Annotated in this window: 21 protein-coding genes and 2 pseudogenes; 19 read left to right on the top strand and 4 right to left on the bottom strand. The window is 35.6% G+C overall.

The window, feature by feature from the left end; translation table 11 throughout:
• The first annotated feature begins 27 nt into the window (after positions 1-27).
• From P4361_RS05870 to P4361_RS05890, 5 genes are read left to right on the top strand one after another with little or no spacing between them, the layout of a single operon-like run.
• Entirely contained in the window at positions 28-906 is an 879-nt protein-coding gene (locus tag P4361_RS05870) for a DUF4007 family protein (protein WP_328088598.1), read from the top strand.
• Positions 903-4,319, top strand: coding sequence for a hypothetical protein (locus P4361_RS05875; RefSeq protein WP_328088599.1), 3,417 nt, complete (start codon positions 903-905; stop codon positions 4,317-4,319). The genes P4361_RS05870 and P4361_RS05875 overlap by 4 nt, the downstream gene beginning before the upstream one ends.
• A gap of 15 nt (positions 4,320-4,334) precedes the next feature.
• The gene (locus P4361_RS05880; RefSeq protein WP_328088600.1) at positions 4,335-5,138 is read left to right on the top strand and encodes a hypothetical protein; all 804 of its coding nucleotides are present in this window, start codon (positions 4,335-4,337) and stop codon (positions 5,136-5,138) included.
• Between the two features lie 9 nt (positions 5,139-5,147).
• A complete protein-coding gene (locus P4361_RS05885; RefSeq protein ID WP_328088601.1) occupies positions 5,148-5,438 on the top strand; it encodes a hypothetical protein in 291 nt (96 codons plus the stop codon).
• A complete protein-coding gene (locus P4361_RS05890; RefSeq protein ID WP_328088602.1) occupies positions 5,428-5,616 on the top strand; it encodes a hypothetical protein in 189 nt (62 codons plus the stop codon). The genes P4361_RS05885 and P4361_RS05890 overlap by 11 nt, the downstream gene beginning before the upstream one ends.
• An 85-nt stretch (positions 5,617-5,701) precedes the next feature.
• Here P4361_RS05890 and P4361_RS05895 read toward each other — a convergent pair whose 3' ends face one another.
• Entirely contained in the window at positions 5,702-6,427 is a 726-nt protein-coding gene (locus tag P4361_RS05895) for a Crp/Fnr family transcriptional regulator (protein WP_328088603.1), read from the bottom strand.
• A 206-nt stretch (positions 6,428-6,633) separates the two neighbouring features.
• On the opposite strand from P4361_RS05895, the gene ric reads away from it, so the two are divergent.
• The 5 genes from ric (at position 6,634) to P4361_RS05920 (ending at position 14,649) form a co-directional block, all read left to right on the top strand.
• Positions 6,634-7,353, top strand: a complete 720-nt coding sequence (ric, locus tag P4361_RS05900) for an iron-sulfur cluster repair di-iron protein (protein WP_328088604.1) — start codon at positions 6,634-6,636, stop codon at positions 7,351-7,353.
• Positions 7,354-8,052: 699 nt separating this feature from the next.
• Positions 8,053-9,903, top strand: coding sequence for a hypothetical protein (locus P4361_RS05905; protein WP_328088605.1), 1,851 nt, complete (start codon positions 8,053-8,055; stop codon positions 9,901-9,903).
• A 14-nt stretch (positions 9,904-9,917) separates the two neighbouring features.
• Positions 9,918-10,664, top strand: coding sequence for an OmpA family protein (locus P4361_RS05910; RefSeq protein WP_328088606.1), 747 nt, complete (start codon positions 9,918-9,920; stop codon positions 10,662-10,664).
• The gene (locus P4361_RS05915; protein WP_328088607.1) at positions 10,661-11,887 is read left to right on the top strand and encodes a hypothetical protein; all 1,227 of its coding nucleotides are present in this window, start codon (positions 10,661-10,663) and stop codon (positions 11,885-11,887) included. Before P4361_RS05910 ends, P4361_RS05915 begins: the two co-directional genes overlap by 4 nt.
• Positions 11,888-11,895: 8 nt before the next feature.
• Complete coding sequence (locus P4361_RS05920) at positions 11,896-14,649, top strand: DEAD/DEAH box helicase (protein ID WP_328088608.1); 2,754 nt, start codon at positions 11,896-11,898, stop codon at positions 14,647-14,649.
• A 118-nt stretch (positions 14,650-14,767) separates the two neighbouring features.
• Here P4361_RS05920 and P4361_RS05925 read toward each other — a convergent pair whose 3' ends face one another.
• Complete coding sequence (locus P4361_RS05925; protein ID WP_265408077.1) at positions 14,768-15,085, bottom strand: hypothetical protein; 318 nt, start codon at positions 15,083-15,085, stop codon at positions 14,768-14,770.
• A 193-nt stretch (positions 15,086-15,278) separates the two neighbouring features.
• Here P4361_RS05925 and P4361_RS05930 point away from each other — a divergent pair.
• A pseudogene (locus P4361_RS05930) lies at positions 15,279-15,805 on the top strand (DinB family protein).
• A 10-nt stretch (positions 15,806-15,815) separates the two neighbouring features.
• Here P4361_RS05930 and P4361_RS05935 read toward each other — a convergent pair.
• A pseudogene (locus P4361_RS05935) lies at positions 15,816-15,926 on the bottom strand (phosphorothioated DNA-binding restriction endonuclease); the annotation flags it as partial.
• 583 nt (positions 15,927-16,509) lie between these two features.
• Between P4361_RS05935 and P4361_RS05945 the strand changes: the two are divergent.
• Both P4361_RS05945 and P4361_RS05950 read left to right on the top strand, forming a co-directional pair.
• On the top strand, positions 16,510-16,917 hold the full coding sequence (locus P4361_RS05945) for an NUDIX hydrolase (RefSeq protein ID WP_328088610.1): 408 nt from the start codon (positions 16,510-16,512) through the stop codon (positions 16,915-16,917).
• A 195-nt stretch (positions 16,918-17,112) separates the two neighbouring features.
• Positions 17,113-17,616 (top strand): GNAT family N-acetyltransferase, encoded by a 504-nt coding sequence (locus P4361_RS05950; RefSeq protein WP_328088611.1) that lies wholly within the window; start codon positions 17,113-17,115, stop codon positions 17,614-17,616.
• Positions 17,617-17,661: 45 nt separating this feature from the next.
• On the opposite strand, the gene P4361_RS05955 is transcribed toward P4361_RS05950, so the two are convergent.
• A complete protein-coding gene (locus tag P4361_RS05955; RefSeq protein ID WP_328088612.1) occupies positions 17,662-18,066 on the bottom strand; it encodes a hypothetical protein in 405 nt (134 codons plus the stop codon).
• Positions 18,067-18,275: 209 nt separating this feature from the next.
• Between P4361_RS05955 and P4361_RS05960 the strand changes: the two genes are divergently transcribed.
• The 6 genes from P4361_RS05960 (at position 18,276) to P4361_RS05985 (ending at position 22,551) form a co-directional block, all read left to right on the top strand.
• On the top strand, positions 18,276-18,725 hold the full coding sequence (locus tag P4361_RS05960) for a serine hydrolase domain-containing protein (RefSeq protein ID WP_328088613.1): 450 nt from the start codon (positions 18,276-18,278) through the stop codon (positions 18,723-18,725).
• Between the two features lie 157 nt (positions 18,726-18,882).
• Positions 18,883-19,371: a hypothetical protein gene (locus P4361_RS05965; RefSeq protein ID WP_328088614.1), complete on the top strand. Its 489-nt coding sequence runs from the start codon at positions 18,883-18,885 to the stop codon at positions 19,369-19,371.
• Between the two features lie 276 nt (positions 19,372-19,647).
• A complete protein-coding gene (locus P4361_RS05970; protein ID WP_328088615.1) occupies positions 19,648-20,790 on the top strand; it encodes a WXG100 family type VII secretion target in 1,143 nt (380 codons plus the stop codon).
• A 33-nt stretch (positions 20,791-20,823) separates the two neighbouring features.
• The gene (locus P4361_RS05975; protein WP_256225276.1) at positions 20,824-21,603 is read left to right on the top strand and encodes a hypothetical protein; all 780 of its coding nucleotides are present in this window, start codon (positions 20,824-20,826) and stop codon (positions 21,601-21,603) included.
• A gap of 43 nt (positions 21,604-21,646) precedes the next feature.
• Entirely contained in the window at positions 21,647-22,108 is a 462-nt protein-coding gene (locus tag P4361_RS05980) for a DUF5085 family protein (protein ID WP_256225277.1), read from the top strand.
• The gene (locus tag P4361_RS05985) at positions 22,105-22,551 is read left to right on the top strand and encodes a DUF5085 family protein (RefSeq protein WP_256225278.1); all 447 of its coding nucleotides are present in this window, start codon (positions 22,105-22,107) and stop codon (positions 22,549-22,551) included. Before P4361_RS05980 ends, P4361_RS05985 begins: the two co-directional genes overlap by 4 nt.
• Positions 22,552-22,559: the final 8 nt, after the last annotated feature.

The following is a 22,559-nucleotide window of genomic DNA, read 5'->3' on the forward strand; positions in this document are numbered from 1 at the left end:
TTAACCAGTAATAAAGGAATGAGTTTTATGGGTTATGGACAACATCAGAGTTTTTATTTGCGAGATAGATGGTTACCAAAAGCAATTAAAGAAATAGATAATGATGAAAGATTTTTTTATGACAAATTTGCCTTTGAAAAAATTGGACTGGGAAAAAATATGGTGCAGTCTTTGAGGTATTGGTCATTAGCGACCAATGTAATCGGTGAAGACTTTACCAAAGAGCGGCAGAAGTTTCATTTTGTTACGGCTTTTGGAAAGATATTAAATAAATATGATAAGTCAATTCAACTTAATGAAAGTGCTTCTCTTCTACATTATTTTCTTTCAAAGCAAAAGGAACCAAGTACAGTTTTTTATTGGTATTTTAATGAATTAGATCAAAATATAATTTCAAAAGAGGACTTATTGGGGCAATTTATTGAATGGGTAGAACAAAACGAAACTAAAGAGATCTCTCTAAACTCTTTAAAGAAAGATATAGATTGTTTAATTAAACTATATACAGCCGGTTTAAATTCAGATGATCCAGAAGAAGTTATTCAAAGTCCTTTAAGTAAAATTCATCTTATAAAAGAAAACAAAAATACAATTTTAAAATCAACACCATCTTATGAAGAAATTGGTTTATTAGCCCTAATGTATACTCTATTGGATTATTGTATAGAACGTGAAGATTTTTCACTTACAGTGGACCAAATATATCAGGAAAAAGGTTTATGGGGTAAAATTTTTAATTTAAGCCGTATTCAAATTGTAGGAGCATTAGAGCAATTGTCCTATGATAAGCAATATGGAATTAAATTTGTTAGAACAAATCAACTTGATACAGTTCAAGTCCCACAAGTAAATCCTTTAACCTTTTTAGATGAACAGTTTCAAAGAAAGATTGAGGCATTTATATGATAACAGAAGAACAGATTTTCAAACCGAGTGTAAATATAAAGTTAGATAAAAATAACCATGTTTTGTTAAAGAGTTATTTGCCAACACCATCCCATGCCGAGGCTTTCTTAGGTGTTCTTAATAGTTTTCTAAATTCAGAAAATATTAAATCCCATATTATTACTGGTGCATACGGAACAGGTAAGTCTTTTTTAGCGATGGTACTAAGTTCGTTACTATCTAAAAGAATTGAAAAAAAGACTTTCAAACTGCTGCTAAAAAAGTATTCTTCAGTAAATGATGAAATATACAAACAATTGCAAGATGTATCTAATATTAAAACTACATATATTCCCGTACTATTAAATGGTTATGAGGGTAGTTTTAGAAAAGCAATAATAAAAGCTTTATTACGGGAAATAAATGAAAGTAATTTAAATATTGCCTTGCCAGGTGTTATTCAAAGTATTGTTCAGAGCATCAATACTTGGAAAAATGACTTTCCTAGAACTTATCAACTTTTTATGAAAGAAGTAACAAAAAAATTTGTTAGCATGGATCATTTTATTCAAGGAGTACACCAATATAAAAAAAACCATATTAATTGGTTTATTTCTATATATCCTCAACTAACATCTGGCTCTAACTTCAATATTGATATCGAGCAAGATTTTATTAGTCAAATTCAATTTGTAATAAGTCAATTAAGGAAAAAGAATTTAGGTATATTTTTTATTTACGATGAATTTGGGAGATTTATACAAAACTTGAATCAAAATCAGATTCACGAAGCTATGCAAGATATTCAGGATTTAGCTGAGTTGTGCAATGGGACCAACGATTTGCATATGCTGCTAATTACTCATAAAAATTTAGGGAATTATTCATTTAAATATAATAGTGATTTAAACGATGAATTTGCTCGTATTGAAAAAAGGTTCATGAGTTACAACATAAATAGTGATCCTGCAACATTTTTGCGGTTAAGCCATGAAGTGATTTCAAATATGCGCAATAGCTACCGAGTAAGATATGAAAAAGATTATTCAGATCATTTACTTCCAGCTCTAAAAATGTTCCCATTATTTCCGGAGTTAAATGATGTTGAAATAGAAAACATTGTTTTAAAAGGCTGCTATCCTTTACATCCTGTTACCACTTTTATGCTCCCGGCTCTTTCAAATATATTTGCACAAAATGAGAGGACATTATTTACTTTCTTGGAGAGCAATGAAGTTGGAGGGTTGTTAGATCATCTAAAAAATGAGAAAGGGGTATATTTACCATATAAACTCTTTGATTATTTTTTTAATTCTGTTACAAAGGAAACAATTCCTGAGGAATTAAAGGTATATAGAAAACTAATACAAAAACTTCCCTTTTCAGAAGAAAGTTTAGAGATACAGCTGCTGAAATTTATTGCACTATGGAATATTAGCGGTCTCCAAGGAAAATTCAAACTAACAGATGAGTTTATCTCTTTTGCATTGGATTATAATTTGCTGTTAAATTTTCAATTAAATGAGCTTAGTGACCTTAAAGCAATCAGATTTAATAGAATTCATGGATATTGGGAATTATTCAATGGCAGTTCCATAAATTTAGAAGAAGTTATTGAAGAAAAAGATAAAGAATTATATTTATCCAAAAAAGAACAACTCTCTCTAATAAATAATTTTACTACTCCAAAATATTATCTTGCGAATGAATATAATTATCAAAAGAGCATGACTCGTTTTGGTTCAGTTCTACCGATATGGGCTTCTGATTTATTAGCTGGACAAGTTGATACTGAAAAAATTAGAAACTCAAGCCATGCTGATGCGGTAATAATAAATGTTCTCCTAGACGGAAATGCCAACAAAGAAGAAGTAAAAGAGATACTATTGTCTTGGCCAGATAAGAACGCCTTCTTTGCTACTCCATCATTTCCTTATAAACATCTTGAAAAGTCTTTGCGTAAACATTCTATTGTTACCAAATTAATGGAAGATAAATTATTCCTTCAAGAAGATCCATTTTTAAAGAAAGAGCTTTTATTAGCAATGGAAGACATTGAATATGAGGTTAAAGACTTTTTATTGAATTATTCCTCCTTCAATGGTGATATTACTTGGATCGTTAATAATAAAACTATAGAAATAAGAAATAAAATATTATTAGAGAATCTATTATCTGACATGATGGAAAGAATATTCCCTTATACTCCAGAAGTAAGGAATGATGCATTTAATCGCAGGAACATAACTACAGTTCAAAAGAAAGCTGCTATCAAGTTAGTTAATCACATAATTAATCATAATATTGGTGAGGAATTCAATGTTGAAGGTAATGGGCCAGATTACTTGATTTATGCAACTCTTTTAAAGAATAATGGAATAGATATTAATAAACTATCAGAAATATCCAATGAAAATATTGTTAGATTAAGAAGTGGATTAATCCATAAATTAACAAGCGAAAACCAAGGAGTTTTACATGAATTAATTAGGATCTTTAGTGAAGAGCCATTTGGGATAAGAAAGCCATTAATACCTGTTCTTTTTGTTGCTTTATTAAAAGAGCATTGGGATAATATTTTGTTTTACCGAAATGGAATGTACCTTTCAGAATTAAATGGTGAATATCTTTATAGTATGCTTGAAGAGGAACATGAGTTTGATTATAGATATTTTGAGGTGAAAGAAGAGTATAAACTTTTATTTGATAAAATAAATTTGCTCTTTTTGAATGAGGATAAGCATGTACCAAAATACCACCCTCAATTTTTAAAGAATGTACTTTTAACCTGGCTAAGGTCTTTGCCGAGGGTAACACAAATTTCTGAGAAGATGAGTTCTATGGCTGTTGAGTTTAAAAGAATTATCAGGCAATTAGAGATAGACCCACAAAACTCCTTAGACTTATTGAACGATTTATTTATTACAAAGGATGTTAATCTTCAAGAAATAAAAACAGAATTAGACGAGTTTGATTCGTATCAAAAACAGTTCATGGTGAAAAGCATACTATCCATAACAAAAAGCAGCAATTTTTCAGAGCTTTATACTTGGTGTGAACACCAAACTGAAAATTTGAAGAAAAACAACGTTTTAGTTAATACTATACTTAATTCAAATGAAAATGAATGGATAGATAATCTAGCCCGAGAAGTTGTTGGTGTTGACAGAACTGAGTGGTCGGATACAACATTTGAAATGTTTATTTCACAAATTAAGTTCTGGTATAACAATATTGATGACAAACCTGATAATAGCAAAATTGAAATTAAAGTAGGGGAACAAGTAAAAGTAATACAAGATGTTAATTTATCCAACAAATCTCAATTAATATATCAAAACGTTAATCGAATGATTAAAAATGCCGGTAGGACAGTTTCAAAAGAAGAAATTGAAATTATTGTTTTTAAATTAATTAATGAATTTATTAAATAGAGAGGGGACAGTGAAATGAACAGAAAACCTGTCCATGTTGCAATGTTTAGTGGAGGAGCTTCCAGTGCTTACGTAGCCTATCAAATGGTACAAGCTCACGGAAAAGAAAACTGTATTTTATTTTTTACAAATACATTATGGGAAGATGAAGACAATTATCGTTTTATGTATGAAGTTGCCGATTATATTGGTATAGACATAACAGAAAGAATAGATGGTCGAACGCCTGAGGAAGTTTTTTATGATGTTCGTTTCTTGGGGAATTCGAGACTTGCAAAATGCTCAGAGGAGCTAAAAGTAAAACAAACCATGATTTTTATTGAAGATGAATTAAGAAATGAACAAGGACTAGAACCAATCTTATATTTCGGAATTGGGCCTCATGAAACTCATCGTGCGGATAACCTTCGTTCTTTTTATGAACATTTTCCCATTGAACCAGTCGAAACTCGATTTCCTATGATTGAAACCTTTAAAGAGGATATGAATGCTAAAAGAATCATCGAAGAAGATTGGGGAATAAAACTCCCTAGAATGTACGATTTAGGATTCTCACATGCCAATTGTGCTGGAAGATGTGTAAGAGGCGGTTTTCAACATTACGCGCAGCTTTTTCATGTATGGCCTGATCAGTATGCTAAACAAGAAGAAATGGAAGAAAACTTCAGACGACACTTCGATAAAGAAGTATCAATATTAAAAAAAGACAGTAAGCCATATACTTTAAAGGAATATCGCTTAAGAATGGAAGAAGAAGGTGTCCATACATTTTTAAAACAAATTGATGATACAGTACCTTGTGTTTGCTCATTCTCCTAAGGTGTTATTATGAATATTTGGGTTGAAGAGATAATAGAAGTGTTAAAGAATTTAGGAGAAAGTGCTACTCTAAACGAAATTTACTCATTAATTGAGAAAAGAGAAAAATTACCATTAAAAAATTATGTAGACTGGAAATCAGTAGTTAGAAAAAATATTTATAAGTATTCAAGTGAATGTGACATTTATTCTGGTGTAATGGATATATTTTACTCTGTGGATGGGAAAGGGAAAGGTATTTGGGGATTAAGAAAAACTTATCCATCAATACTTTTTAGTAAGGTAAACCATGGAAAATAGCAAGCATTTATATCAAGAAGGGTCTTATAGATTTTGGTTAGATACGAATACAGGTTCTTTAAGACTTAAATTAGATGGAAATAAAGAATTATATACTATTCCAAAGAACACCAAATTATATGATCGGCTTATGAGTGATCTTTTTAGTAAGGAAGAAGTGTTTGATCCAGGAAAATAAAGTAAATAAAAAGCTTGAGGTTAAATTAAGATGTAACCTTAAGCTTTTTTTTTATTGTTTTAAATTAAATCTAAGATCTAATTCGTTAAATCCTACACACCTGCAACGGACATTCCTCGCAGTTGCACTCATTCTTCAAATATTCCAGATCAGTAATAACAAGATTGCCGTTCTCATCATGATTAATGACATTATCTTTCTTCAGAACACCAAGCATCCGATTGACCGTTTCACGAGATGTTCCTATCAGTTCAGCCAGTTCAGCATTGGTAAGCTGGAGAGAGAGGACAATTCCGTCTTTGCCCACCTTTCCATAGGAGTTAGAAAGACGGATGAGAGTGGAGCATAAAGCTCCATTTTTTCCGTATAACATTAAGTCCCGAAGTTTGGAGCGGGTGATCTGATGCATGAGTCCAGTCCAACGGACAAACTCAATGGCAACCTCTCCATGATTTCTCATCATTTCCTCAAGGTCAGCCTGTTGAATGACACCAACCACACTATCGGTGGAAGCAACTGCACTGTAGTTATGCTTCTCGTCTCCAAGTGCATTGAGCTCACCGATCAAGTCACCGTTTTGAAACATGGAAAGGACAAGCTCCTTGCCATCCTCGGTCATTTTTGTTCCCTTGATGAATCCTTCCCTAACAAAATAAAGCTTCCCTGCAGCCTCATTATCCATGAAGAGCAATGTTCCTTTTTTTATTTTGCACTCCAGCATTATTCCATCGAGCAAGCGAAGAGTCTGCTCGGAGAAAATCTCTGTATTTTGAACCGCACTATAATCACTTGGAATATCACGTGTTTTCATTTTTAAAACCTCCATCAATCCATCACTAAACCTTCACTTCTTTAGTATAAGAAAAAGATATGAAGTTCAATATCAGGGAACCTCCCTATTATTAAAGGGGAATCCCCCTATTTTTCTTAAATCAATTTGTGTGATGAGTGTCACGGTAAAAAACGCTGTGAAGATATACAGTAGAGGTAAGGAAACAGTCAGAAGGAGGAGTCTTCATGGAAATTGTGTTTGATCCTACGGTGAAAACGCGGGAAATAATAATGAAATGTCCACGGGCAGGAACGCTATTCAAGCAGTATAAGATTGATTATTGTTGCAGCGGCAGCAGGCCAATCGGGGAGATCCTGCAAGAACGCAACTTAAATCCAACTCAAATTCTTTACGAGCTGAACACATTGTACGAAAAAAACTATGACGAACAGCGCCGAATGACAAAATGGGAAGGGCAAAAATATAAGGACCTTATTCAGTATATAATTGACGCCCACCATTCCTATTTGTATATGATATTGCCTAACCTGCAAAAGACCATTACCAACATCTTTAATAAACATGGAAAGACTCACACTGAACTGTCTAATGCACACTATCTGTTTTCCATACTGAAGATTGAACTCGAACAGCATATCATTATGGAAGAAGAACTTATATTTCCTAAAATCATCTCTTACGAAAAGAGCCCAACAGTCAATACCTTAATTGATATCACTGAATTTATAGAAGACCTTGAACGTGAGCATAAGCATATTAGTCAGATTTTAAAAGACTTGAGAGACATCACAGATGATTTCCACATACCCGAAGATGCATGCGACACTTACAGATTAACTTTCGTTAAATTGGACGAGCTGGAAACTGATCTTTTCCAGCACTTACATCTTGAAAACAATATTCTGTTTCCCCGTTTGATGAAGGAGATGGAGAAGATGCGATAGTGGTCAATTCTGATTAACTATTATAAGTTGTGTTAGAGATAATATTCACATCAGGAGTGTGGAAAGGCAAACAGGAGTATCTCGGCTGCACGGAAAGTTGATGTTTTAAGGGAAGAAAGCCTATAGTCACCATGCCAATATTTGGTAGATCTTAACAGGGTCAACCATTTGCCTAATAATCATTTAATGAATCCACATGGCAATAAGGTAAGTATAGACTTCAAGAACATTTTGAAAGAAAAGAGAAAATTAAAATTACTACTATAGCAGAGTCATGGACATGAATGCCATGACTTTTTTTGTTGATTTGAATTTAGTCTGTTCTAAACTTGCTTCAATTTTTTTAAAAAAAAACACCGTAAATGTGGTTCGTTTTTCTTCTAACTTCAAAACTACGGATGAGGTAAATAAACCCATTATACATTTTTGATGAAAGCTCAAAAGAAAAATATACCAATGTAGAAAAATTGTAGTTAATTTTTCTTAAAGGTTTGTTATATTTATAAGGAGTAATTACCATTTCTGACTTATATAAGCTTTTTTTATGGGTTGAAAATCCTGCATAATAAGTCAGAGATAAATGAATGTATTCATATGTACAGAAAGAGGAGGCCCAATAGATTTTAACGTGCAAGTTGTTTAAAAGAATGTGTTCGATTGGATAATGTTATAAAAGAATTCATATTTTCGGAGGACCGTATGACCACCATTTATGCGATATACATTGTTATCTTGATATTATTATTTGGTTTTGCCTTTTGGAAATTACTACTTCCTTACAGTAAAACAAAAAAAGAATTTGTGACTATTAGTGAAAAATTATCTGAGCTAAGAGATGGAAAATTAAAGACATCAGAAAGAATTATGGAATTTCATGACTGGATAAATAACAATTCAAGCACAAGATTCATGAAAGAATTTGTGCAGCCTTCATGGAATGATTTTTACAATAAAAATAAGCAGTTTAATAAAGAAGGTATGCCCTTTACTCCTGACGTATACGATTTCTTCCTGGAAGAGCGTCTTATGCAAACGTTTGGAAAAAGAAAGTTGGTAGATACCATTCCTGGAGTCTTACTTTCGCTGGGAATTATCGGTACTTTTATGGGAATAGCAATTGGTGTATCAGGTCTAGATCCATCGGGAGACAGTGAGGCAATTCAATCAGGTATTGGTACGCTGCTAGCAGGGATGAGGGTTAAATTTATATCTTCTATTGCAGGGATTTTATTATCTGTAATTTGGCAATTTTCAGATAAATTTGCTTTTTATTCAACACTGACATCTACTTTCCATGATCTTCGGCAGGATCTAGATATCACTTTTCCTACTCAGGAACAAAGCACCGTCCTTTCCCAGATGTTAATCAATCAAGAAAAACAAATGGAAGATTTCCAAATATATATGACTGAACAAATCATTCCAACGATGGTCTCTGGTTTATCGGATGCCATAAATCAAAGTTTGACTCCCCATTTGGAGGAGACGCAATCTCTTGTTAAAAATATGGTAGATAATTCACAACAAAATCAATTAGAAGGCATCAATTCGATGGTGGATCAATTTGTATCGTCTCTGAGTGAAATTACTGGTGATCATATGAAAGATCTCGGTGCAGCATTACAGACAACAATTGAATGGCAGCAGAAAGTCCACACTGAGATGAGCAGTCTTGTTCAATCCATGCAGGACTCTGCTAAAGAACAATCTTTAATGGTAGAAAAAACAACAGGCTTGACCGGGCAAATTAACAGTTATACAGAAAAGATAACCGATCATCATACTGTTATGGAAAATATGATTACTCAATTGAATGAAACAACTGATAAAAACGGCAAGCTTCAAATCGATATTTCTGAACTGTTGGATAAGATGACCAATGAAAGGAAGACGTTCCATGAATTTTTTGATCAACATATCAACCAATTACAAGAAAGCGTTGGTTCTTTAACATATCAAACTGGACAGCAACTGAAATTAAACGACGAATTGAATTCCAATTTGGAACAATTCAAATCACTCTCTCAATCACAAAAAATGTTATCCCAAACATTGGCTGCTCAAGCAGAATTGTCAACAGAAACGAATAAAGAAACCACAGTACTTATCCAGAAAATTAATGAAGTATCTGGAGTCCAAGCTAATATTCAAAATGAACTTAATTTAGTTTTTGAATCAGTCATAGCGGAAAGAGCAAATGTAGGAAATGCCTTGAATACTATCAACCAAAATCTTATTGGCCAATTATCAGAGATGGATAAAAGAATTGAACACTTAAGGCAAGTCTGGGAAACAACTTCTAATGTATTTACTGCTGTTAATAAACAGCTTGGAGTTTCAATGAATCAATTTACGGATGATATGCATAGAGGCCTTGAACATACATTTGAACAATTTGATGAGGAGTTATCAAAATCAGTTAGTTATTTATCTAAGGCTGTATCCGCTATTCAAGAGGGTGTGGTGGATTTACCAGATTCACTGGATACATTAAAAACATCCGTGGTAGAGCTAAATAAGCACGCAAGGTCAATGGCTAAAACAATATAAGGTGATGAATGAGTATGGCAAGAGGGATTAGAAATGCCAATCGCTACACGGACAGCAGTGATGAAGGCGAAAAAGAAAGCGTCTGGGTTTCATATACAGATTTAATGTCTGGACTTGTTATTATATTTGCACTCGTACTAATGATAGCTATTTATAATATGCATAACTCGTATGAAAAATCTAAAGCGGAAATCAAAGATAAGCAAGAACAAATTGAAAAACAACGTAAAATGATTAAAGATGTTGTAGGGGTTAAATCAGAAATTATTGCCGCTTTAATGAAAGCTTTCAAAGATTCGAACCTAAATCTTCAAGTTGATCCGCAAACAGGAGCAATCCGCTTTTCCGGCGGAGTGTTCTTCTCTTCCAACAGCACCCATATTACGCCGAGCGGAAAGAAGTATCTTGAAGAGTTCATCCCTCAATATATTGGGATTTTACTTTCTGATCAGTTTAAAGGGGAAGTGTCTCAGATTATAGTTGAAGGTCATACGGATAGGAAAGGGGGATACTTATTTAACCTGAACTTATCTCAAGGACGTGCTTTATCAGTGGTAAAGGAAATCTATTCCCCGTCCTTTCCTAAATTCAAGAATAAAGAAGAACTGTCTTCTATTATCACTGCTAATGGTCGTTCGTATAGTGTGCCTATATATTATAAGCGGAAGATTGATGCGGAAAAGTCCAGAAGGGTAGAATTCACCTTTAGGCTAAAAGATGATGAAGTGTTAAAAAAAATTGAGGGAATGATGAAGAAATGAATAGTCTTCGATTCTTTGTATTCTCTTTCACGCCAAAAAAGTTAGTGGAACAAAGGGTTTTAGTGCAGACGGAATTCAGCGATACCGAAAAAAACGTAATGAGGAAAAGGAGTAAGATAAACCTTCCGAAACTTTTAGAAAAAATCAGGACGGTTAGTAATAGGAGTTTTCCTGATCTTATTGCTTCGTTATCACGGATGGATGTTTTACTTTTGATCTACGAATATCCGTTTCATGAAGAAAGCAATGAAACGAGAAGAAGGATCAATGAAATATTAAGTTCTAAATATACAAGTCTAGTAGGAAGAACAGCATGGCATCTATTTCAGCAAGATATTAAAGATGCCTATTTGCAAGACTTGGTGAAGAAATCCATTAATCGTGAAAGAGGGTTCTTCCTTCACATCGACGAAAAGTTTCTAAGGCCGCTAGAAAGGTCCGCGGAGGGGAATCGCAATATTATTAAGGAGTTAACCAATTTCTTGATTCATGCTACATATAAAACATCACAGATTCTTTCGCACTGGAAAGTTAAAGAGGGTTCTGTATTGGAAGATAAATTGGTTTTTGAAATGTTATCTTCGAGTTTGCATAATGATTCTATTTTAAAGAGGGACGGAATATCGTGTGTTGCTAAAATTCTTGATAAGTTTCCTATGAACGAATATAAATCGTTGATCAAGATTTATATCGAATCAAGAGATCACAAAAGTTTTCACTATGAACTTTTAAATCAAGCAATACAAAGGCTGCACAATCCCACTGACAGAATAGATGATTGGACCTTCTTAACCAATCAAGCTTTAGAACAGATTAATCGTTGGTTAATGTTTAATAAGTTAAAGAAATTCTTTGACTCTGATACCAACAGTAAGAGATTTGATTACTGGAAACGGTATATTGACTACATGGAGTCTGTTATGCCATTAAAAAATCCGTTTGCGGCTTTTATTTATTTTAAAAATTTTGTGGTAGTTGAATTTGGAGAAATGGGTGCTGCTTATTTTTATCATAAAGAAGGTTTTGAAGAGGTAATCTATCCTCGGATTAACGACTACCGCTTTAAAAACAGAGGAAAAAGTGCACGTGAATCGATGTTGAAAGAAACTGATTCTGTGTTTAGTGGATATGAATTATTCATTGTGAAAATGGAACACCGGGGAAGCTGGCCATACCGATTTGATGTAAAAATGAGAGATTTATTGATTGAATTCAATGGGTGAGGGATGACATGGGTGGAATATTTCAGTTATTAAAAAAGAATAAAAAGGAACATGTTCCGCAAATAAAAATAGAAAAAAGCAGAACGAGTGAAGGTTTAAAGTTTCTTTTGTATAAAGAAGATACTAAAGAACTGCCTCTGTCATTTCCACTTCAATTATCCATACTTGAAATTAAACAGCAAAATAACATTGAACTTCTGGAAGTATTAGAGGCGTTATGGTATGAAGAATTCCTGGAAGAACACAGTGAATGTTTTACACTTCCATATTTCAGATTCAAGGAATTACCGAGTGAAATTAAAAATTCGTTAGGGATTCCAGAAGAAACCAGTTTTGAATTAAGGTTATCAAATAGTGGAGCAATTGGATCTTCCAATTTTAAGTATGTTTTAGAGAAGGACCATAAGGATTGGAAAAACATCCAAAATACAGCTGGAAATATAGGTCCCTGGATAACCCTTGTTGACGGCACAATATTATTGATGGATCATGATCAATATGAATTTGAGGAATTATTAAAACAAACTCCAGATCCTAAAGATAGGGAGGCTTTATTCTCCTTTGTAGCAAAAGTTAGAAAAGAGACCAAAAAGAGAGATATATCCCTAAATAATTATTTGGAAAAGCAGGATTTCTTGTTTATTGATGAATATGAGATTGATGTTCAAAAGGACATGGAAGAGATCGTTTTAATTCCTGACTATAAATTGTCTGATTCTGAAGATGACACTTCTGTACTGAATGAAATGAGCGCTAACTCAGCAACCTATTATTCAGATAAAAAAGGAAAAAAATTCTTTGTTAATCCAGGTATTCAAAATGAAATGAACGTGATTAAGCAGATACCTCCCATTAAAGGCAGTCAAATTCCAAGATTTGTAGAAAATCCAGAATTATTTCTTCCGGAATTTGAAAACCTTAATTTATCTAATTTTAGTGAAAGAGTAAGATCGCTTGGAATCCAGGTTTATCGTGCACAGCCATTTGTTCATGCTACGGAAAAGGAAAGAGGATGGTTTGATTTAGAAGTTGGCTTTTCAGCAATAGATGAAACTGGTGAAAGCCAGCATAGCTTTGCGGGCACCGAGATTGAAGATCTTGTAAATTATGCTAAAGTAAATGGGGACGAATTTATTCCTTGGAATGGAAACTGGTTAAAGATTCCAGATGAAGCAGAACAATTTTTAAGTGCTACACACCAGTTAAAAAACGAAGTGGGAATAAACAATCCGATTGATGTTAGCAAGTTACCGTATATACTTGAAATATACGACAATATAAATCAATTAGAGTTTAACCAGCCTCTGCTTGAGGTTCAAAAAATGATAGATGATTTAGGCGTTGCAAATTCTAATACGTCTGATTTATTTACGGCAGAGCTTAAGCCTTTCCAAACAGATGGTTTTATATGGATGAAGCTTTTGCATTTCCGCAGGCTTGGGGGATTGCTTGCAGATGATATGGGTCTTGGAAAAACGATTCAGGTACTTTCTTTTCTCATTTATCTTTACGAAACTGGGCAATTATCTCCTACATTAATAGTGGCTCCAAAAACTTTAATAGATAACTGGCAAAAAGAGATGAAGAAATTCGCACCAATTCTTCTTAGTTCTGTATATGTGCATCAGGGATCGCAAAGAAATAAAAACCCAGAAATGATTCAAAGACATGGGGTTACCTTAACCACCTATCAAACACTGGTAAAGGACCAGTTGATTCTTGGACAGATTGATTGGAAAGCAATAATATGTGATGAAGCTCAGGCAATTAAAAATCCATCTACTTCTGCATCAAGGGTAACTAAAGCAATGAAATCTAGGTTTCGGCTGGCATTAACAGGTACTCCAGTTGAAAACAGCTTAAGTGACTTATGGTCCATCATGGATTTTGTTCAGCCTGGAATTCTTGGGAGCTTAAATCAATTTAAGAGTGAATTTATTAATAAGATTGACAAGGATGCAGACTCAGAAATAGAAGAGAAACTTATTTCCCGAATCGCCAAAGTATATAAGCGAAGAACAAAATCAGAAGAACTTAATGGCCAGCTGCCGCCTAAACAATCTTTTACAAAAGAAGTGGGTTTTGGCCAAGTGCAGCAAAAGCTTTACGGAGAAGTAATAGCGCTTGTCCAAAATAAAATGATGGATGGCCTTGAAGCTATACAAAAATTAAAGGCATTATCTTCGCACCCTGGTCTAATTAACAAAGAATATTTAGATTTGCCTGTTGAGCAGGTTCCAAAATTACACGAAACTTTAAACATAATAGAAATTATTAGCAAGAAAAATGAAAAGGTGTTAATTTTCACAGAATACATTAACATGCAAAATATTTTACGAAAGAAAATTCGTGAACGTTTTAATATTAATCCCAATATTATTAATGGTATGACAGATAGAAGGCAGGAAACAGTAGATATTTTTAATACGAAGGAAGGGTTTGATGTATTAATTTTATCGCCTAAAGCTGCGGGAACTGGTTTAACAATTACGTCAGCCAACCATGTTATTCACTATACTCGTTGGTGGAACCCAGCTGTAGAAAATCAGGCTACTGATAGAGCATACCGTATTGGACAAGAAAAGCCGGTTTATGTTTACTATCCAATTGTCACTGATCCGCAGGGAGCCCTTGCAAGAGGTACAGTTGAAGAAATAGTTCACAAAATTCTTAGTGATAAACAAGAATTAGCCTCTAATGTAATTACTGCTAGTAAAAAGATGAACATCGAAGAAGAGGTATTTAATTTATTTGTTAATTAAAAGTCACATTTTGTGAATAGAGAGAAAACAGCATACTTTAAATATAGAGAGCAACCAATTAATCAGTTTGCTCTCTATTAGATTTTTTACGTACTATTATTGGTATGGTATTTTTCCTTCAATTCTGTTCTTTAACTCCCGCACCCTCAATTTTCTCCACAAACATCAAGAATACATTCCGCTTTTCCTCAAGCTTCTTTAATTGCAGCTTAAGCTCGTTGTATTTTTCTTCGAATGGTTCCTGGTAGGTGGATTTGATGTTTCGGATCATTTCTTCGTTGATGGTGGATTGCAGGACTTGTTTGGTGATTCCGTATTTATAGGAATAGAGCTGAAGTTCTGTCTTTACTTTCTCGTACTCTTCATCAATCTCTCTTTTCTGAGTCTCCATCTCTTCTTTCCATTCAAGCAGAGCATCTTTCACATAGGGCTCCATTGTAATGCCTCCTTCGTGCCTTCCTTTTTCAGCATTTCTTTTTATGTACTCTATAACATATTTATAATGAGACATGGGGTTTGTGGGGGTGAATCGAGGAGATGACCATTTTTTTCCTTAGAAAAGGGAAAGAGGGGTTTCCGTAGAATACATACTGGGTTAGGAATCTTTTATGCAATGGGAGGCCTTCGTTATGAAAAACCAAGCAAAGGAAATGTATGACTATCATGCCTGGGCAAACGCAAAGATCTTTGAACGGCTAAAAGAACTTCCAGAGGATTTAACAAAAAAGAAATGAAGCCAAGCATTTTTCCATCTCTTCAAATGGTAATGGTCCATATTTATCTCACGGATTCTCTTTGGCTGGAGATGATGAAAGGCAGAGATATGAAGGAAGTATGGGGTGCTAATGACCAGGTGAGAGTGCAGGCAGAGGCCTGTACACTGGAGGAAATGGAAACGATGTACAACGAGCTTAGCGAGAAATACAAAGCCTTTATCCAGCAAAACGACATGGAAAAAGTCTTCACAGTTGATAACCCATATGCTGGTCTGCTCGACACCACGCCCACCGAAACGATTTTCCATATCTCCACTCACGGCAACTATCACCGCGGGAATGTAGCTGCCATGCTGCGGCAGGAGGGGCATCCGTCTGTCATGCAGGATTACGGATTATACTTATATGTGAACAGAAACGGGTTTAAGAGTCCAGTTTAATCAAATCGTGTATTTGCGAGATGGCATAAAGCATTAAAAGAGGTATATGGGGGGCTCGTTGGTCTCCATTTTTCCATATGGTTAAATTATGAATTTTTTCTTTGAGTTCTTGAGCGTTCATGTTTTATCCCCCTTAATCGTTATAATTGAATGTTACCATATCCTAAATGTGCTCTGTAATAAGCAATTTCCCACCGTTTTTTATGTATACATCTTTTTCCCTTTAATTGTAAAATGGAGATAGAGAGAATGAAAATGGGACCAACATAAACGATACATTGCCTAAAGTTAGATTAAAAGAATTGACACTGGATGATGCGGAAGACCGGTATCAGTGGTGTTTAGATCGGGAAGTTATTCCTAATGAGCATACTTATGGAAGAGTTTATAAGCAATGAGAATTCATAATAGGAAAAGGATAAGCATGAAGAAATAGGATACATTTTGGTACATTTGTGATCATTAAAAAGGATGTGGATACCGATCTTTCGTTTGCCTTTATTGTTGGCTATGTCATTTTAATCCTTCTTGCAGGTCTTTATTTCATCGGTAAGGCTATATTGAATGTAGTGAGGATGAAGCCCTCCAACTTAAGGAGAGGGCTATTCCGCTTGCTCTTTCATTAAGTGCATTGAATGTGATGGTCAACTGGTACCTCCAGTCACAAAATTCTAAACAAAGATCTTAATGAACGGAGAAGAGAGATGGAACCACCTAAGCACATTGTTTCAGCAGCTGCCATTGTATTGAATGAAAAAAATGAACTTCTCTTAATAAAAGGTCCGAGACGCGGATGGGAGATGCCCGGCGGACAGGTGGAAGAAGGAGAATCCTTGACGGACGCCGCGATCCGGGAAACCAAGGAAGAATGCGGCCTGGATATTCAGATTACAAAGTTCTGCGGCATCTTTCAAAATGTGAACGGAGGTATCTGCAATACTCTGTTCCTGGGAAAGCGGGTGGGAGGACAACTGACCACAACGGACGAGGCGTTAGAGGTTGGTTTCTTTCCGATTGAAGAAGCGCTGGAAATGGTCACATGGAAGAACTTCAGGCAACGGTTCGAGCTTTGTTTAACCGAGGACGAGCATCCGTTTTATATTGCATTTTAGAATGAAAAGAAGGAGAAAGCATGGGGCTAACATAGTAAAAGTCATTCTAGACGCTTTGGTGTTTACTGGTGCCATAATGGGGAGCAGTTACTTTTTTGATAGGGTTGAAGGAAAAAACACAACTATACTGGTAACTCTGATTACGATAGCAAAGATACTAAGGAGAATAAACACCCATAATATTGGAGGTGCAAGATGGCAGAACAAACAACTTCACTTCAAATCCGGCCATGGGCAGATGGAGACCTCAACTTGCTGTATAAGTTGAATACGCCAGAGATGACGAAGCATCTTGGCGGACCGGAAAGTGAGGAGTTGATCCTTGGCCGCCATAAACGTTATCTCGATCTAGGTGACAGGGGCTGTATGTACACGGTCATCCTGGATAATGGTGAAGCAGCTGGCTCGGTCGGTTATTGGGAAAGTGTCTGGGAGGATGAAACCGTCTATGAAATCGGCTGGAGTGTAGTACTGTCTCATCAGGGGAAGGGGATAGCGAGCAAAGCGGTTGCAGCGGCGATTATACAAGCGAAAGCTGAGAAAAAGCACAAGTTCCTTCACGCCTTTCCTTCGATCGGCAATGGGGCTTCCAATGCCATCTGCCGCAAGCTCGGTTTTACCTTTCTCAATGAGTGTCAGTTTGAATACCCTCCAGGCAGCATGATGCAGTGCAACAACTGGCGTCTTAATCTTGAATAGACTGTATAAAAGAGCATAATCAACGATGCTCTTTTTGTTGTTCTATTAATCATAAGCATAGACCTTTGAATTCCCTCCAGTCCATTTCTTGATATACAACTCCGCTTGTCCATCCGTTCCGTCTACATATTTACTAATATTGTGGTACACGACACAGCCTTTGCTATCAAATCCGATATTAGGGAAGCTAGGCTCATAGCCAGTCGGGTCTTTTTCTTCATAAGAGACCCAGTCATCCGGATTAAGAGGATCTTCCTCCATCAGCCGGTAGTTTCCTTCTTTACTGTTTTTGCTCAAACAGAATTTAAAGCTTCCTCCGCCGGACTTGAAATTCTTGCTTTGCTTCGTAAAGACATCACTGCCCTGGTAATCCCAGCCTGCATGCGCGGTTGTCGGAATAAGCATGGAAAGTACAAAAAACACCAGAATGAAGCCTGATTTTTTCATCACTTTTCACCTCCTCCTATTGAAACATAGGGGTATGAGGTTACGATGATTATTGGTTCCGCTTTTTGTGGTGTTTTATTGGACGAGATAGTTTGGATACGTTCATTGTATAAAAGAGGAAGAAATAAGAAAAGCAACTTAGTGATCAAAAAGAGGATTTGGTAAAAGAATGTCAAAGTTTTGAATAACGAATAGATGGTGGAGGAAGAGTTATGAACAAGCAGATTATTGAATACATACAATCGTTGGCCGCTGAAATTCATTTTTCAGGCTCGGTATTCGTAAAGCAGGGGGACCAAATCCTGGCAGATTGTAGTTTTGGACTGGCGAACCGTTCGGAGATGATGAACAATGTAAGTGATACAAAGTTTGGAATTGCGTCGGGCAGTAAGCTGTTTACGGCTATTGCGATTTGTCAGCTGGCTGAAGAGGGGCGACTGTCCTATCATTCTTTATTGGGAGATTGTTTAAACCAGTCTTTCCCTCACTTTTCTCAGGAAATCACCATCCATCAATTGCTGACTCATACTTCAGGTATTCCTGACTACTTTGATGAAGAAGTTATGGAAGATTACGAGGAACTATGGATCAACAAGCCGATGTATCACGTTCGTGGTCCGAAAGACTTTTTACCGTTGTTTCAAAATGAAAAAATGAAGTAACAAAGGCTGTTTTCGTATAGATTGATGCTTTTTTTTAAGTGTACAAAAAAGTGAATTCATTGATTAAGAGAGGGATAACTTTGACTACTGGTTTTCGGGTGGACTCTATGGTCTGGTCCGAATTTGTTTCTATGGTAAAAGAACGGGAGAAGATGGAATGAAAGCAAAAAAGTTTTGTATTATTTTAGGAATACTACTCCTGACGGGGTGTTCTTTATTTGCGACCGGGAAAGAGAATCTAACTTGGTATGATACTTCCTATGGTGCAATCCATAAAGGAGCGAAAGAAGAAGGAATTACGGAAGAAGATATAATGGGAAGAACCGAAATAGCGGGAGATGTTTTTATCTTCTACGAGAAGAAGGTTAGCGAGGGAGATGCTATAGGTGTCGTCAACATTGGTAAAAAGAATGGAAAATATACTTGGTATCGGTCTTCTCCTGAGATCCAAATAAAGAACCAGAAAAATAATTCCTCACCCTCTGTTCATTTCAAGGTAGATTCCCTGTCCAAACACAAGTATACGGTTTATCTAGGAAGAGCAAAATCAAACCTTCATGGGATTGATACGGTCAATGGAAATCGAGTTGCGCCTGCCATTGATAAAAAGCGTCAGATCTATTACTTCATGGAGCCCATTCGATAGCGAGAACGCAATAAAAAAGAGAAGGTAGAATCCTTGGCAACCATTCCGAAAAGAGCCTAAACAAAAGAGCAGTGCTGTTCCTTGGGACGGCACTGCTCTTTAATCTAGAGTTTTTCTTTAGCCTTAATAATCTTTAGTAGAATGGTATTATTTGGGTTTTGGAGTTAGAAGGAAGGGGAATTAGAAAGTGGGAGTTTTTAGTAATATAGTCCAATACATACAGCCCTATTTCTTTTTTACAATAAAAAGAGAGAAGAAAGGCAGGAGAAGAAAGTAATGAGTCGTGTAAATGTGAAACCGGATGAACTTAAGGCTCTCGCTTCCGATGTGGGCAAATTGGCAGCACAGAGCAAAGAAATCAAAGCGAACTTACAATTAAATTATTATTCCATGCAAAGTAATGGCCAAGGGATAAATCTTTCAGCCATCAGTCCGCTTTATAACAGCCTCATTCAACAGATGGAGCATTATGGTACACTTTTACATAGTGCCCAAGATGTCGTAAAGAAAACGGAAACTAAATTTCGCGAGGCGGATCAGCAGTTGTTTAGTGCCGACGGCTTTACTAGTTTTTTAAGCGGTACTTTATTTGCGACAGTAAGGCAAGGGGTTTCTAATGTAAGTAAAAGTATTAAATATGGAAGGGTTTCTACTGCATTAACGATTAGCCAGTATCTTAAGTGGAAATATGATTTCAAAACTCTTTTTGACCCAGCCGGCCGAAAGGGAAGAGGAGCGTATACCTTATCCGCACGAAATAATAAAGATTTAGTAACAATAGCCAAGATGCTAAAGCTAAATAAAGACGATGATGCTTTCATGAAATATATTCGGAATGGTTTTAAGTTTGATGATTTAAAAACGACTAAATCACAAATTAAAAAAGCAAAGGCAACGATCTATAAATTACCGGATTTTGTAGCACATCAAGAGTTTAAAAAAGATCTTGGAAAAATTGGATTTACTAAAGCTTTCGGGAAACAAGCATTGAAAGGCTTTAAATCATCGTATGCCGACAGTTTGAAAAATCTCAATCCAGCGAAATGGAAATCAACCTTTAAAGAGGTTGGAAAAGTTGGAAAAGCAGTAAAAGGATTAGCTGTGGTAGGATCTGCATTATCCGTTGCCGGTAATGTCATAGAATCACAAAAAGACGGCTGGCAAGGTATGGATGCGGCTGATATCGTTACAGATTCAGCAGTAGATATTGGTTCAATTGCTGCTTCAGCCGGTGCCGGAGCGGCTGTAGGCTCGTTAATTGTACCACCTGTCGGAACGGTGGTTGGGGCTGGTGTGGGTATCGCTGCCTCGTTTGCAATGAATTATAAATCGGACTTCCTTGGAGGAGAGAGCATTGTTAGCGGCACGAAAAAAGCGATAAAGGGAGTAACACATAAGATTGCTTCTGTTTTCTGGTAGAATTACTCGTTAATTATTAAGGTGGAGAAATATATGTGGAACATTAAAGAAGAAGACTTATCTGAATTTAAAGTTACATCCAAAAATCGGCTTAATCCTGTTAATAATGTTTCATTTATGTATGGAACGATCATTTGGAGTTCCATGGTTATGTTTTTTATTATTCTTGGGTTAGTTAGATTTGGCTGGGCTGCTTTTCCAACTGCTTTTGAAAAGATAGTAGTTATTGTTGAGCTTTTGTTTTACAGCTTGCAGATCGTCTTATTATTCTTCTATTCAAAACCAAAGAGGTTTATTAAGTTTCAAAAGTCGCTTTCAAAAGTGACCTTGTTTTATTCTTTTCAACTCGCAACTATTGGATTTGTTACTGTAGTCATTCGGGGGGTTTTTAACTTTCCAAATGATACTCTTACGCTAATATATGTAGGATTATTGATAGCGGGCGGTATAATTACTCACTTCTTATGCACGCTAAATACTTTTAAACAAGCTGAAAATGGAGCTTTTAATGAGGGAGAAAACTCTACTGGATTTTTCAATAAAACTTTTATTTATACGGTTATTGCAGCCTTAGTTTATACCTTCGTTTTATTGATATTAATTTATGTACATAACTTTGGTGAAACTTCATTGGGGGATATGATCTTTTACTTTGTTCTATCAGTCATACTTTATGGTGTTGCTGTAGGTACAGCAGAATTTCATTTGTTAGCCTACTGCAAACGTAAATTCCCTTCTTTCAACATAACTTGGCAAGAATATCAGCGTGAGAATAAAGCGATGATAAAAAAACAAAGTCGTAAAGCAAAATAAAAGAAGAAACTGAGCTAGTGAAAGCAGGAGAGGAGTGGTCTTATTGAAAGTTCAATATAAATCTTTATCGCTATTAAACTTAATCAGTATTACTCAAGTGGTGGAAAAAGAGGAGTGGCTGTTGCCGGCTATCGCTTTAAGGAGCCAGGTCGTAAACAATGGAATCTATCCGGTAGGTCCGGTGCTTTTCAAATTCCAGCCCTTAGAGAATGATCCTGCTTCCGGGGAGTTTACATACTGTGTACCTGTGAATGACCGAGTAGAACTAGAAAAAGGTTCTGCTTATGAATATATTGACGCCTTAGTCATTGAGGAAGCTCTATGCGTTCGTTTTACAGATGAAGACGGCAGCATAGAAGAAGTGTATCAATTGATTCAAGAGACTGCGGAAAAGAATCATATTACACTCGATCCAAGCTTTTATCATGTTTGTTTGGATGTATTTGGAGAAACGTGGTTGGATGTTTACGCTCCTATTGTTGAAGTAGGTGAGCCCGCCCTATGATAGGTGAAGATCAAAGCATCGCATACTCCAATGTGGTCTCAAAGGAATATTACTTCCATTACAGTGAGATGGAGAGAGTGATCGAGGATCTATTATCAGAGATTGCAGAAGTCAATTTAACCATTAAAGGTCCCCTGTTTTATGCATTAAAAAACATACCGAAAGATGAAAACATGTATATTGAATTATTCATGCCCGTTCAGGAAGATAAAATCCCCTCCTCTAAGTCTCTCAGGTTTAGAAGCTATTATTATGTGGATGAAATGCTTATGAAGCGTTTTACAGGGAATTACGAAACCTTAACGGAATTTGTCTATGCTGAGTTGTTTCAATATATGGTAGATAACAATTTGAACTTAGCATCACCTATCTATCATATCTTTGGCGGTGATGAATCCATTCAGTATGTGGACGTAAAGATTTCGGTGTTTAGTGAGGAATAAATAAAAAA

Source organism: Fictibacillus sp. B-59209 (assembly GCF_036216745.1).
Taxonomy (GTDB): Bacteria; Bacillota; Bacilli; order Bacillales; family Fictibacillaceae; genus Fictibacillus_C; species Fictibacillus_C marinisediminis.